This is a genomic window from Nonomuraea phyllanthi (assembly GCF_006334985.2).
Taxonomy (GTDB): domain Bacteria; phylum Actinomycetota; class Actinomycetes; order Streptosporangiales; family Streptosporangiaceae; genus Nonomuraea; species Nonomuraea phyllanthi.
This window is the reverse complement of sequence record NZ_VDLX02000012.1, coordinates 68312-82109: the sequence shown is the minus strand read 5'-3', so window position 1 is coordinate 82109 and position 13798 is coordinate 68312. Positions and strand designations below refer to the sequence as shown.

Sequence of the window (13798 nt, the reverse complement as noted above, 5' to 3'; positions counted from 1 at the left end):
TATGGATCCGCTGTTGCTGGTCGGAATTTTCATCATTCTCTTCGCGGTGTTCACCGTGCTGAAGGCGGTGCGGATCGTCCCGCAGGCGAGGGCCCAGAACGTCGAGCGGCTCGGCCGCTACCACCGCACCCTCAAGCCGGGCCTCAACTTCGTCATCCCGTACATCGACCGCGTCTACCCCAAGCTGGACCTGCGCGAGCAGGTGGTCTCCTTCCGCCCCCAGCCGGTCATCACCGAGGACAACCTCGTCGTCGAGATCGACACCGTCCTCTACTTCCAGATCACCGACCCGCGGGCGGCGGCGTACGAGATCGCCAACTACATCCAGGGCGTCGAGCAGCTGACCGTCACCACGCTGCGCAACGTCGTCGGCTCCATGGACCTGGAGAAGACGCTCACCTCCCGCGACACCATCAACAGCCAGCTGCGCGGCGTGCTCGACGAGGCCACCGGCAAGTGGGGGCTGCGCGTCAACCGCGTCGAGATCAAGGCCATCGACCCGCCCAAGACCATCAAGGACGCGATGGAGAAGCAGATGCGGGCCGAACGCGACAAGCGGGCCGCGATCCTCAACGCCGAAGGCCAGCGCCAGTCGCAGATCCTCACGGCCGAGGGTGACAAGCAGAGCCGCATCCTGCGGGCCGAGGGCACGCGGGCCGCCGCCATCCTGGAGGCCGAGGGCCAGTCGCGCGCCATCGACCAGGTCTTCCAGGCGGTCCACCGCAACGACCCCGACCCGAAGCTGCTGGCGTACCAGTACCTCCAGGTGCTGCCGCAGCTGGCGCAGGGCGAGGGCAACACGTTCTGGGTGATCCCGAGCGAGGTCACGTCGGCGCTGCAGGGCGTCTCCAAGGCGTTCACCGAGGCGCTGCCGCGCTCGGAGGCGACGCGGGACGAGGTGCCCGAGACCTCGGAGATGGACGAGGCGGTGGCCAAGGCCTCGGAGGCGGCCGCCGAGGCGGTCGCGGACGCCCAGGAGGCGGAGAGCCCCAACGGGCCGCGCCAGATCACCCAGGGCGTCCAGGAGCCGTCCCCGTTCCCCGACCTCGACCGCGACCGTGAGGCTTCGGAAGCCGACCGCTGACGGCGGCAGGATCTCGGCAAGGAAGCGGGCGCCGGCCGTACGGCGGGCGCCCGTGGTCTGTCGAGGAGTGGGAGGCGGTATCAGGCGATGGCTTCGAACAACTGGCGGAGCCCCTCCTCACGGTGCGCCGCCCGAGCCCGGCAGTTGACCTTGACCAGCGCATCCGCCAGGACGACGTCCGGATTCTCCTGCGGAATGTCATCCCCCATCCTGGTGCGCAGCCACTCCGAGACCTCCGCCCACGAGTAGATGCTGATGTTGTCCGCTTCGATGAGGGGCGCAGGGAAGCCGCCGGGACCGCGCTGCCCTGTGGCCAGCTGTCGCAGGCTGGCCTGAGTGCGACCACCGTGCCTGCGGGCGGCGTCGCCCAGCGTCACCCCGTCGTCTTCTCCCACGCCGAGCGGCCAGAGACCGGGCACGGTCTTGATCTGTGCGACCACGGAGGCGATCGCGTCGAGCATGGTCTCCGCCTCGCGGTCGCACATGACATGGACCTTGCCGTCTGTGAACCCGCCTGATACCGAGCAGTCATCCAGACCAGCCTCGAACAGGGCGTCCAGCTCCTCCCCGGTGGGTGCTCGGTTCAGAGTGATGCTGAAATCCCAGCTGATCATGACCCCTCCTCGTTCTTTCCGCACTCCATGTGATCATTGACCCATCGGAGAATGCGCTTCGCGTGGTTGCCCGGACTACGCGGCGTGCACCAGACCGGCTGCGGAACTGCGCCGCAGGCGCATTCGATCCACCCCCAGCGGTGCCCATTGTGGCTTTCCACCACGGTCAACGTCTCGATCTTGCGGGCCGCCTTAAGGGCCGAGTTGATCTCGTTGTGCTGATGTCTCCCTCGACCGACCGTGTTTCAACCTTGCAACAGTGTTACACAGCCCGGCACCGCGTTTCCGACCCTGGAGCGCCTACTGAACGTGACGATTACCGTACGAACGGTTCTGTCTGAGGTGCGCATTCCTGACTGGCACGCCAGGGCGATCGAGGACGTGGTGCCGTCGCGGCGGGCATCCTGGCGCCTCTCGTGGCTAGTGTGAGGCCATCGGCCGAGGAATGCGGAGGATCTCCTCCGGGGCTGAGATCGCGGCCGGCTCGGGGAAGGCCAAGCGTATCCCGGTCACCCCTGACCGGCGTCGAAGTACGCGGCCAGCTCGGGGTCCAGCGGCGGCACGTCGTACGGCATGCCGCCGTCCCGCAGCGACATGGTGGCCATGTAGCCCGCCGCCACGCTCATCCTGGCCGCCACCGGCGAGGTGTCCGTCGTCCCCCCGTCGCGGACGAACCGGCAGAACTCCGCCACGATCTGCGCGTCGGCGCCCCCGTGCGAGCCCTGCGCGAGCGGCACCTTGTACGCGATGTCGCAGTCGTCCCGGTAGGCCGTGGGCCCGGTGTTCCAGACCTTGACCGTGTCGCCCGGCCCGTCGCCGAAGTTCTCCAGGCGGCCCTCCGTGCCGATGACGGTGTAGTTGCGCACGTAGTCGGGCGTGAAGTGGCACTGCTGGTAGGCGGCGATGACGCCGTTGTCGAGGCGCATGTTCATCACGGACACGTCCTCGACGTCCACCACGTGGTGCAGGCCGGTGCGCGCGGTCGGCGGCCATTCGTACTCCTGCAGCCACCCGTCGGGGCGCGGCGTGCCGGGGGCGCGGCGCGGCAGGTCGCCGTGGACCATGAGGTCGCCGAAGGCGTTGACCCTGGTCGTGTAGCCGCCGGCGAGCCAGTGGATGACGTCCAGGTCGTGCGCCGCCTTCTGCAGCAGCAGGCCGGTGGTGCGGGTGCGGTCGGCGTGCCAGTCCTTGAAGTAGTAGTCGCCGCCGTACGAGATGAAGTGGCGCACCCAGACGGTCTTCGGCTCGCCGATGACGCCCTTGCGGATGATGTCGCGCATGAGGCGGACCACGCCCATGTGGCGCATGTTGTGCCCCACGTAGAGGCGGGTGCCGGTGTCGCGGGCGGCGCGCAGGATGGCGTCGCAGCCCTCCACCGTGATCGCCATCGGCTTCTCCAGGTAGACGGCCTTGCCGGCCTGGAGGCAGTCGATGGCCAGGCGCTCGTGGGTGTCGTCGGGGGTGTTGACGACGATCGCGTCGAGGTCGGGGCGGTCGAGCAGCTCGCGGTGGTCCACGGTGAGGAACTCCGCCTGGAACTTGTGCGCCTGCCGCTTGAGCACCGCCGGGTCGGAGTCGCACAGGGCGGTCACGACCGATCCCTTGCCCGGCCGGTGGGCGGCGAGCGCCAGGCTCGTGCGCAGGCCGAGGCCGATGACGCCGATGCGCAGGTCTTCCACTGGTGTCCTCCCCGAAGCAGCCACAGCGGCCCCAGGTTAGTACGTGTTTGTGCCAATAACTAGCGCTAATCGTGCAGATCTGAGCACAACTGATCAACTCTCGGACGCTTTGCGAGGGCGTGAAGCAGAGCTGTGGGGGCACTTAAGAATCCCTCGATGGACATGCTCGGAGGGGAGCGGGCACAGTGCGTTAGGTTCGAGTAGGGGGAATGGGAGCCATGAAAGCGCTGGTCAAGGAGAGGGCCGAGGCCGGCCTCTGGCTTGTGGACGTGCCCGAGCCCGAGGCGGGTCCCGGCGAGGTGAAGATCCGGGTCCTGCGGACCGGCATCTGCGGCACGGACTTGCATATCCGGAAATTTGATGACTGGGCGCGGCACACCCTGGAGCTCCCGCTGATCGTCGGGCACGAGTTCTCCGGGCACGTGGTCGAGGTCGGGGCGGGCGTCGAGGACGTCGCCGTCGGCGACCTGGTCAGCGGCGAGGGCCACATCGTCTGCGGCAAGTGCCGCAACTGCATGGCCGGCCGCAGGCACCTGTGCCGCAACACCGTCGGCCTCGGGGTCAACCGCGACGGCGCCTTCGCCGAATACGTGACGCTGCCCGCCTCCAACGTCTGGGTGCACCGGGTGCCCGTCCACCCCGACGTGGCGGCCATCTTCGATCCGTTCGGCAACGCCGTACACACGGCCCTGTCGTTCCCCCTGGTCGGCGAGGACGTGCTGATCACCGGCGCGGGCCCGATCGGGCTGATGGCGGCGGCCGTGGCCACCCACGTCGGCGCGCGCAACGTGATGATCACCGACGTCAGCGACGAGCGGCTCGACCTTGCCGGCAAGCTCGGCGTCTCCCTCGCCCTGAACGTCTCCAGGTCCTCGATCGCCGAGGGCATGCGCCAGCTCCACCTGCGCGAGGGCTTCGACGTGGGGCTGGAGATGTCCGGCAACCCGGGGGCGATGCGCGACATGATCGCGAGCATGACCCACGGCGGGAAGATCGCCATGCTCGGGCTGCCCGCGGAGGAGTTCGCGGTCGACTGGGCGACCGTCGTGACGTCCATGATCACGATCAAGGGCGTGTACGGCCGGGAGATGTTCGAGACCTGGTACAACATGTCCGTTCTGCTGGAGAAGGGCCTCGACCTCTCCCCCGTCATCACCGACCGGTTCCCGTACGACGAGTTCGACGCCGCCTTCGACACGGCCGCCAGCGGCCGGACGGGCAAGGTCATATTGGACTGGAGCGGAGGAGCTCGGCCGGAGAGAGCGGAGCCGACGAAGGCCGAAGCGGCCGCGACCATGAACAGGAGCGCCTGATGTTCGTAAACGTGCGTCCGCAGCTTCGTGCGACGCTCGAAGAGATCACCGAGGCAGGGCTGCTCAAGCCCGAGCGGGTGATCGGCACCCCGCAGAGCGCGTCGGTGAGCGTGGCCGGGCGCGAGGTCCTCAACTTCTGCGCCAACAACTACCTCGGCCTCGCCGACCACCCCGCCGTGATCGAGGCGGCCAAGGAGGCGCTGGACCGGTGGGGCTTCGGCATGGCGTCCGTACGGTTCATCTGCGGCACCCAGGAGGTGCACAAGGAGCTCGAAGCGCGCCTGTCGGACTTCCTCGGCATGGAGGACACCGTCCTGTACAGCTCGTGTTTCGACGCGAACGGCGGCGTGTTCGAGACCCTGCTCGACGCCCAGGACGCGGTGATCTCCGACGCGCTCAACCACGCCAGCATCATCGACGGCATCCGGCTCTCCAAGGCCCAGCGCCTGCGGTACGCCAACCGCGACATGGCCGAACTGGAGGCCAGGCTGAAGGAGGCGTCGGAGGCGCGGCGGCGGCTGATCGTGACCGACGGCGTGTTCTCCATGGACGGATATTTCGCGCCGTTGCGGGAGATCTGTGACCTGGCCGACCGGTACGACGCCATGGTGATGGTCGACGACTCCCACGCCGTCGGCTTCGTCGGCCCGACCGGCCGCGGCACGCCCGAGCTGCACGGCGTGACCGACCGGATCGACATCATCACCGGCACGCTGGGCAAGGCGCTCGGCGGGGCCAGCGGCGGCTACGTCTCCGCCCGCAAGGAGATCTGCGAGCTGCTGCGCCAGCGCTCGCGCCCGTACCTGTTCTCCAACTCGCTCGCCCCCGTGATCGCGTCGGCGTCGCTGCGCATCCTCGACCTGCTGGAAAGCTCGAACGAGGCCCGCGAGCGGCTGCGCGCCAACACCGCGCGCTTCCGCGCCGGGATGGCGGAGGCCGGCTTCGACCTCCTGCCCGGCGAGCACCCCATCGTGCCCGTGATGATCGGCGACGCCGCCGAGGCCGCGGCCCTGGCCGAACGCCTGCTCGACCTCGGCATCTACGTCATCGGCTTCTCCTACCCGGTGGTGCCGCACGGCCAGGCCCGCATCCGCGTCCAGCTGTCGGCCGCCCACTCGCCGGAGGACGTCGACCGCGCGATCAGGGCCTTCGTGCAGGCCAGAGGGTGAGCCTCAGTATCCTCGCTGCGTGATAGACACGCGGCGGCTGCGTACGCTGCGGGCGGTGGCCGACCACGGCACGGTCACCGCCGCGGCGGCCGCGCTGCACCTCACCCCGTCGGCGGTGTCCCAGCAGCTCGTCGCGCTGGAGCACGAGGTGGGCCACCGGCTGTTCACCCGTGACGGCCGCGGCGTGCGCCTCACCGCCGTCGGCAGGATCATGCTGAGCCACGCCAACGAGGTGCTCGCCCAGCTCGAACGCGCCGAGGCCGAGGTGGCCGCGTACGCCACGGGCGAGGCCGGCGAGGTCACCGTCGCATGCTTCGCCACCGCGATCAGCGCCGTGCTCTCCCCCGCCATCGCCGCGCTGCGCGCCACGTCCCCGGGCGTGCGCGTACGCGTCCTGGACGCCGAGGGCGACCACAGCCTGACCATGCTGCTGGACGGCGAGGTGGACCTCGCCATCGCGGTCGAGTACGGCGGCGCCCCCGACGCGGCCGACCGGCGGCTGTCCCGCCTGCCGCTGTACGCCGAGCCGTTCGACGTGGTGCTGCCCGCCGGCCATCCCCTGGCGGAGTCCGCGACCCTGACCGCGCTCGCCGAGGAGACCTGGATCGGGCCTTACCCGGGCAACCCGGTGCACGACGTGATCACGTTCGCGTGCCGGCAGGCCGGTTTCACGCCGGACCTGCGGCACTGCTCCGACGACTTCCGCGCCGTGGTCGCCCTGGTCGGGGCCGGGTCGGGGGTCGCGCTCGTGCCGCGGCTGGCGCTGCGCGACATGGCGCTGCCGGGCGTCGTGGTCCGCCGGACGCCGGGGCCTGAACGCCGCGTCTTCGCCGCCGTACGCCGCGGCGCCGACGCCCGCCCCCTCCTGCGCCCGCTCCTGTCAGCCCTCCGTACGGTGGCGGAGTCCCTCGGAACCGGCTGAGTGTCGGCACCCGTAGCCCTCGATCTTGAGGCTCTAGCCTGGACGAATGCCCTACAGCGAGATCCGCGGCGTGCCCGGCGTACCGGCCCAGGCCGTGCTCGGGTTCCTGGCGCAGCTCACCCAGCAGGTGGCGCCGGTCGGCATCGTGCTGGTGGCGCAGCGCGCGAGCGGCTCGCTGGCCCTGGCCGGGGCGGCCGCGGCGGCGTTCTCCGTCGGGGCGGGCATGGGCAGGCCCGTACAGGGGCGGCTCATGGACCGGCGCGGGTCCCGGCCGGTGCTCGCCGCCACGGCCCTGATCCATGTGGCGGCGCTGCTGGCGCTGGTCGGATGGGCTCAGGCGGGCGGGGCGTGGTGGGCCATGGCGGTGCTGTCCTGGGTGGCGGGCATCGGGCTGCCGCCGATCTCGCTCAGCATGCGGATCGAGTGGGGCCGCAGGATCGGGGCCGAGGGACATACCGCGGCCTACAGCCTCGTGTACCTGGTCCAGGAGCTCGCCATGCTGGTCGGGCCGCTGGCGTTCGGGCTGCTGATCGCCGTGGCCTCGTCCTCGCTGGCGCTCGGCCTGGTCGCGGTGGCGGCCGGGGCCGGCACGCTGGCCTTCTCCCTGGCGCTCCGGGCGGGCGCCACCGCCTCCTCGCGCGGGCGGGGACGGGTGTTCACCGATCGCCGGATGCTGGTGCTGCTGGCCGTCGTGCTGCTTCTCGGCGGCGTCATCGGGGCGCTCCAGGTGGGCCTGCCCGCGCTGGCCGCCGCCCGCGGCGCGCCCGCCGCCACCGGCCTGCTGGTGGCGGCGCTGTCCCTGGGCGGCATCGCGGGCGCCGCCGCCTACGGCGCCCGCTCGTGGGGATTCCGCGTCCAGGCGCGGCTCGCGGGGCTGCTGCTGGTGCTCGGGCTCGTCCTGGCGCCCCTGGTGCTGGTCGGCGCGCTGCCGCTGTTCTGGGCGGTGCTGTTCGCCGGAGGGCTGGTGCTCAATCCGGCGCTGACCACGGCCTCACTTCTGGTGGACGAGTACGCGCCAGCGGCGCAGGCGGAGGCGTTCGGGTGGATCTCCACCTCCATCGGGATGGGCGGCGCGGCGGGCTCGGCGGCGGCCGGAGTGGCCGGCGACCTCTTCGGCCACTCGGCGCCCTTCCTGGCCGCCGCCGCCTTCGCCCTCGGCGGCTCGGCGCTGGCGTCCACGCTGCTCCGCACCGGCCGCCCGGGCACCGTCTAAGGCCCTCGGGCGGTGGCTGGGGGGCCGGCCCATGCCCTGGGCCCTGGTGGCCCGGCGTCAAGGTGTTCGAGGAGGCGGTCGATCAGCGGGCGACCGACACTACGGGGCGGTCGATCAACGGACGACCGTCGCTACGAGGCAGCGGTCGATCAGCGAGCGATTGTCGCGACGAGGCGGCGCAGTGCGGCGCGGGCGGGTGGGCCCCACGTGGCCTTGCCCCCCGGACGGCCGCGGACGCCGGCTTCTCCGATGAGGAGGCCGCCCAGTGCGGTCCCCACCGCCCAGCCGCGGGCACGGCGCAGGGCCGCGGCGTCCGGGGCCGGCTGGTAGGCGGCATGGAAGCGGTCGACGGCTCCGTCCGGCAGCAGGCTCCACGCGGCGGCGAGGTCGACGGCCGGATCGCCCGCGCAGAGGTCGCTGAAGTCGACCACGCCGCAGATGCCGCCGTCCGCGGTGAGGACGTTGGCCGGATGCAGGTCGGCGTGGAGCCAGACCGGCGGACCGGCCCAGCCGGGCGCGACGGCGGCGTCGTCCCAGACAGCGCGTACGGCGTCCGGGTCGGGGACGAGCCGCAGCTCGGTGGCCGAGGCCAGCTGCTTGGCGAACCTTTCGGAGCCGTCGGCGAGCGACCCTCCGCGGCCGAAGCGGCCTGCGGGCGCGTCGTCGGGGACGGGCCGGTGCAGAGCCGTCAGAAAGGCGGCCAGGGCGTCGGCGGCCTCCTCGGCGCGCGTGACGGGGGCGCGGTCGGCGGGCTCGCCCGCCACCCACGTCGTGACGATCCAGGGCCGCGGAAACAGGGCGGAGGGCTCGCCCAGGCGCTGCGGGACGGGAACCGGCAGCGGAAGGCGCGGGGCGAGGACGGGCAGCCAAGCGTGCTCCTTGCGCAACAGCTCGTCCGCGTCCCGCGTCGCCCAAGGCAGCCGGACGGCGAGGTCGTCGCCGAGCCGCCACATCTGGTTGTCCCAGCCCCGCGGACCGAGCCGCAAGGGGCGATCGGCCAGGTCGGGGTGCTGGTCGCACAGCAGATCCCGCACCAGCTCCGCGTTGACCTCGATCTCGGTGTGAGTCATGCGGACCAACAGTAACCGGATCGCGGCCCGCCCCTCGGTCTCACCGCAGGAGACCGCCGTCGTACAGGGCCTGGAGGACGAGGGAATCCACGTAGGAGACCCGGTGCCGGTCGGCGTACCCGAACCAGGCCTTCTCCGCGATCTCCATGGCCGGGGCCAGCGGGCCCTGGTGGTCGGCGGTGTAGCAGATCATCCGGAAGGGGCCGCGCTCCGGATGCCCGGCCGGGACCTCGAAGGTGCCGACATGCACCATGGTCGCCGGGTCGATCGCCGTCTGCAGCTCCTCGTCGATCTCCCTGACAAGGGTCTGGCTGTCCGACTCGCCCGGCTCGCGCATGCCGCCCGGGAAGTAGAACACGTCACGACCGTGCGAGCGCGTCACCAGCACCTGGTGGTCGCGCACCAGCACCCAGGCCACCTTCTCCCGCACCTGCGCGCCACCCTCGTCCCGCTGTTCCATGGTCGGACCCTAACCCGGTCGCCGAAGCCGCGCACGGCCACCGCCTGTCGGCGCGCCGGCCGGTCTTTCAACGGCGATCCCGGGCCAGGGCCAGGAGCTCGGTGAAGCGGGCGTACCTGTCGAGTTCGGCCCGTACGGGGGCCAGCACGAGGTCGTCGCTCACCTGACCGATGGCCGCGCGCAGGGCTCTGGCCGTACGCCTGGCCCTGCGCCGGCCGCCCGCCCATGCGGCCAGCCGCGACAGCAACGCGATCAGCACTCCCAGGAGCGCCCCGCCCGCCAGCAGCACCGTGGGCCACGGAACCTCCCCCACGGTCGGGAGCGGCGGCTGGGGCAGGCGCAGGTAGTCCATCGCGAACAGCACCCCCAGCCACAGGGCGCCGGCCAGCATGACCGCGAACACCAGCCACTGCAGGCCGTTCACCATCCCCCACCACCGGGGGCTGCGCGTGGCGCGGGCGGACGTGGTGGCCACCGCCCGGTCCACCTGGTCGGCCAGCTCCTGGGAACGGGAGCGCGCCGCCTGCCGCACCGCCACCGCCCACGGTCCGGGCAGCCCTTCCGCGGCCGTCTCGCCGACGTCCCTGATGGCCGTGTCGACCTTCGCCTTCTGCACGGCCGAGGCGGCGGGCACGGAGGTACGGCCCACGATCTCGATTCGCGGCACCTGGCCGGCGTGCCCCCGGGCCGCACCGGCGCCCGCGTCCACCCGCCCGGTCGCCGGTGCGCCCGGCTGCTCTCCTGGGCGGCCGGCCGGAGGGAGCCCTGGGGGCTCGCCGTGCCGTCCGGTGGCGGCCGCGCGGGCGCGCCGTGCCTCGCCCGGTCCGCTCACCGGAGCGGCGATGCCGATGCGCAGCCTGCGGAGCGGGTCGGGCCGGAGCTTGCGGACCCAGCGGGTGACGGGCCAGCCGGTGGCGACGACGGCGCGGTGCCGGTGTCCCTTGGCGACGGCCGCCACGACCAGCGGCACCCCGGCCGCCTCGCTGAGCGCCGCCGTGAGCGCCCGCTCCATCCCCGGCACCCGCTCACCTGCCAGAGCGCCCGGCGCCGCCTTCCCCGCACCCGACGGCTCCACCGCCGCCTGCCCCCTGGCCGAAGACGCCCGCCCTCCGGCCAGGACGCCGGGCGTGGCACGGCCCGCGGCCGGCACACCAGGCGTGGCACCGCCCGCCGCGGGAACGCGGGGCGCGGCACCGCCCGCGGCCGACACGCCAGACGTGGCACCGCCCGCCGCCGGAACGCCCGGCGCCGCACCGCCCGCGGCCGACACGCCGGACGTGGCACCGCCCGCCGCCGGGGCGCCCGGCGCGGCATCGCCTGCCGCCGGAACGCCTGGCGTGGCGTCGCCTGTGGCCGGGGCGCCCGGCGCTTTCCCTCTCGCCGGAGGCCCCGCCGCCGCCTGGGGGCCGCCTCCAGAGACCGAGGGGCCTTCGGGCGGCGGCGGGGAGCCGTCCAGTGTGCGTTCCCCCGGGCCTCCCGCCTGCGCCGGACGTGCGGCCCTCTCAGCGGGCAGCGGCGCCTGCGGGGAGGGCGGGCCGGCGGTGGCGAGCTGTGCGGCGGCGGTGGCGATGTCGGCGGTCAGGCGCACCGACCAGGACTTGCGGCGTGCCACCCGGTCGCCCAGCAGCTCGCGCAGGCGCCCGAGCCCGGAACCGGTACGGGCCGAGACGGCGAGCGCGGGGACGTCCGTCAGGCCGTCCTCGTCCAGGAGGCGGCGGAGGTCGGCGAGGCAGCGGTCCACGGCGGGCCCGGGGAGGCGGTCCGCCTGGTTCAACACCACCAGCATCACGCCCCGGTGGGCGGCCAGCGGGCGCAGGTAGCGCTCGTGGAGCGCGGCGTCCGCGTACTTCTGCGGGTCCACCACCCAGACCAGCAGGTCCACCATCTCCACCAGGCGGTCCACCTCCAGGCGGTGGGAGAGCCGGATGGAGTCGTGGTCGGGCAGGTCCAGGAGCACAAGCCCGGACAGGTCGGAAACGGGGGTGGCGGAGTGGCGCTGGGGGATGTCCAGCCAGTCCAGCAGCGGGCCCGCGCCGTCGCCGTCCCACAGCGCCGCCTGGGCGGCCGCCGTGGTGGGCCGTACGACGCCGACCGCCGCCAGGTCCGTCCCGGCCAGGGCGTTGTAGAGCGACGACTTGCCGCTGCCGGTGGCGCCCGCCAGCGCGGCCACCGTGTGGTCGAGCGAGAGCGTACGGCGGGCGCCGGCCCGTTCGGCGACGGCACGGGCGCTGGACACCGCCTCCTCGGACAGCCGTCCCTCGGCCAGGGAGGCGGCTTCGAGCAGGGCGGCCAGCCGGATGTCGAGGGACGGACCCTCCTTGCGGCGCAGCAGCTTCATGGTCGCCCCTCCTCCGGGCCGTCGGAAGAGGAAGGGGACGGTCCCGTGGGGTCATGGGGCGAGGAGGAGGCGGGCGGCCCCGTGGGATCCTCAGGCGGGAACGGGGCAGGCGGCCCCGTGGGGTCCTCAGACGGGGACAAGGCAGGCGGCCCCGTGGGGTTCCCAAGCGGGGACAAGGCAGGCGGCCCCGTGGGGGCGGGGAGCTGGGTGCGGTGGGTGTGGACGCGGTCGGCCGCCGACCGCAGCGCCTCCGCCGTCCCCTTGGGCGGCTCCAGCGCCTCCAGCTGGGCCGTGAACCGGCGCGACTCCTCCTCCAGCAGCCCCCGCACCCGATCCCGCAGGTCGGCCCGCGCCCGGACGGTCAGCGTACGCACCGCCTGATCCCCGAAGACGGCCTCCAGCAGCTTCTGCGACAGCAGGCTCGTCCCACCAGCGATGCCCACCTCGATCCCGGTCAGCCCGCCCGTGGAGGCGAACGCGCCCAGCATGAGCAGCAGCCCCGCCCCGTTCACCCCGAACGACGCCACCCGGGCGGCCGTCCGGCGTTCGGCGCCCTCCTCGCGTACGAGGTCGAGGACGTACTCCTGCCACCCCCGCACCGCCGCCTCCGAGCGCCTGGCCAGGTCGGGCGAGGCGCGGCCGAGACGGGCGGCCTCCATGGGGCCGAGCCGGTCCAGCAGCCCGGAGCCGCCCGGCGCGGCCGACCAGCCGTCCAGGGCGCGCTCGGCGGCCCCGTCGGCGGCGCCCCTGATGAGCGCCGCCACGCCGTTCTCAAGGGCGTCCCTGAGCTGGGCCTCCGGTACGCGTCCCGTGAAGAAGCCGACGATCCTGTCGCGCAGCCAGCCCACCCGGCTCTCCAGGGAGCGCATGAGGTCGCCGGTGCCGATGAAGTCCTGCCAGCGGGCCAGCACCTCGCCCCGCAGCAGGGAGCCGTCGCGCATGCCGGCGTCGAAGTCGGCCAGCCCGCCCGCGTAGGCGCCCGCGACGACGGAGCGGAGCCCGTCGAAGGCGCCCTGCTGGCGTTCGACGGCCTGGGCGAGGGCGGGGACCCGGGTGGCGAGGCTGTCGAGGGCTCCGGACAGCGTCTGGCGTACGACCCGGGATCTCTCGGCGGCGTCGGCGGCCAGGCCGGTGAGCCAGCGGGAGATGGGCCGCACGCTCTCCTCGGGCAGCCGGGCCCGCTCCGAGGGCAGCGCGGCCTCCGGGACGGTGAACAGGCGGGTGCCGTCGAGGCCGTTCTCGGCGAGCAGGCGGGAGAGGTCGCGCGAGACGGGCTCGATCGCCTCGGCGGGCACCCGGTCGAGGACGAGGGCCAGGGCGGTGCTGCGCTCGCGCGCGGAGCGCAGGAAGCTCCACGGCACCTCGTCGGCGTAGCGGGCGGCGGTCGTGACGAACAGCCACAGATCGGCGGCGGCCAGCAGCTGGGCGGCGAGCTCGCGGTTGGCGGCGACCACGGAGTCGATGTCGGGCGCGTCGAGCAGCGCCAGGCCGGCGCCCAGCGCGTCGGAGGTGACGACCCGCAGCGCTCCCGGCCCGGTGCCGGTGGCGCGTGACAGGCCGGGCAGCACGTTCTGGCCCATGAACCAGGCGCGGTCGGCGGGGCTGACGACGAGCGTGGGCACCAGCGTGGTGGGCCGCAGCACGCCCGGCTCGCTGACGTCGGCCCCGACCAGGGAGTTGACCAGCGTGGACTTGCCCGCGCCCGTGGACCCGCCGACGACGGCCAGCAGCGGCGCGTCCAGGGAGCGCAGCCGGGGCAGCAGGTAGTCGTCGAGCTGCCCGGCGAGCTCGCGCAGGGCGCGCCGGTCGGCCGCCGACTCGCCGACCGCGAGCGGGAACAGCTCGCGATCCAGCGGCCGGCGCAGCGCCTCCAACGCGGCCAGCAGGTCCATACCACCACGCTACGGTCAACCACGTTCGGTGGTCCACCGCAGGT

The 13798-nt window shown here is 73.1% G+C and carries 11 protein-coding genes; 5 read left to right on the top strand and 6 right to left on the bottom strand.

Annotated elements, in window-relative coordinates:
• The first annotated feature begins 1 nt into the window (after position 1).
• The gene (locus tag FH608_RS29750; RefSeq protein WP_139633947.1) at positions 2-1084 is read left to right on the top strand and encodes an SPFH domain-containing protein; all 1083 of its coding nucleotides are present in this window, start codon (positions 2-4) and stop codon (positions 1082-1084) included.
• Between the two features lie 80 nt (positions 1085-1164).
• Here FH608_RS29750 and FH608_RS29745 read toward each other — a convergent pair whose 3' ends face one another.
• Entirely contained in the window at positions 1165-1698 is a 534-nt protein-coding gene (locus tag FH608_RS29745; protein WP_139633946.1) for a hypothetical protein, read from the bottom strand.
• Between the two features lie 509 nt (positions 1699-2207).
• The gene (locus FH608_RS29740) at positions 2208-3377 is read right to left on the bottom strand and encodes a Gfo/Idh/MocA family protein (protein WP_139633945.1); all 1170 of its coding nucleotides are present in this window, start codon (positions 3375-3377) and stop codon (positions 2208-2210) included.
• Positions 3378-3595: 218 nt separating this feature from the next.
• On the opposite strand from FH608_RS29740, the gene tdh reads away from it, so the two are divergent.
• Genes tdh through FH608_RS29720 form a run of 4 tightly spaced genes read left to right on the top strand, consistent with a single transcriptional unit; the run spans position 3596 to position 7994 of the window.
• A complete protein-coding gene (tdh, locus tag FH608_RS29735; RefSeq protein ID WP_226900028.1) occupies positions 3596-4690 on the top strand; it encodes an L-threonine 3-dehydrogenase in 1095 nt (364 codons plus the stop codon).
• Positions 4690-5859 (top strand): glycine C-acetyltransferase, encoded by a 1170-nt coding sequence (locus tag FH608_RS29730; protein WP_139633944.1) that lies wholly within the window; start codon positions 4690-4692, stop codon positions 5857-5859. The genes tdh and FH608_RS29730 overlap by 1 nt, the downstream gene beginning before the upstream one ends.
• Before the next feature lie 19 nt (positions 5860-5878).
• Positions 5879-6781, top strand: a complete 903-nt coding sequence (locus FH608_RS29725) for a LysR family transcriptional regulator (protein WP_139633943.1) — start codon at positions 5879-5881, stop codon at positions 6779-6781.
• Positions 6782-6827: 46 nt separating this feature from the next.
• Positions 6828-7994, top strand: coding sequence for an MFS transporter (locus FH608_RS29720; protein ID WP_139633942.1), 1167 nt, complete (start codon positions 6828-6830; stop codon positions 7992-7994).
• Between the two features lie 149 nt (positions 7995-8143).
• Here the strand turns inward: FH608_RS29720 and FH608_RS29715 are convergent, their stop codons facing one another.
• The 4 genes from FH608_RS29715 to FH608_RS29695 form a co-directional block, all read right to left on the bottom strand.
• Positions 8144-9064 carry an aminoglycoside phosphotransferase family protein gene (locus tag FH608_RS29715; RefSeq protein ID WP_139633941.1) on the bottom strand — a complete coding sequence of 307 codons (921 nt, stop codon included), beginning with the start codon at positions 9062-9064 and terminating at the stop codon, positions 8144-8146.
• A 40-nt stretch (positions 9065-9104) separates the two neighbouring features.
• Positions 9105-9524 carry an NUDIX hydrolase gene (locus FH608_RS29710; RefSeq protein ID WP_139633940.1) on the bottom strand — a complete coding sequence of 140 codons (420 nt, stop codon included), beginning with the start codon at positions 9522-9524 and terminating at the stop codon, positions 9105-9107.
• Positions 9525-9591: 67 nt separating this feature from the next.
• Positions 9592-11862, bottom strand: coding sequence for a GTPase (locus FH608_RS53030; RefSeq protein ID WP_226900027.1), 2271 nt, complete (start codon positions 11860-11862; stop codon positions 9592-9594).
• Positions 11859-13754 (bottom strand): GTPase domain-containing protein, encoded by a 1896-nt coding sequence (locus FH608_RS29695; protein ID WP_139633939.1) that lies wholly within the window; start codon positions 13752-13754, stop codon positions 11859-11861. The genes FH608_RS53030 and FH608_RS29695 overlap by 4 nt, the downstream gene beginning before the upstream one ends.
• Positions 13755-13798 lie beyond the last annotated feature (44 nt).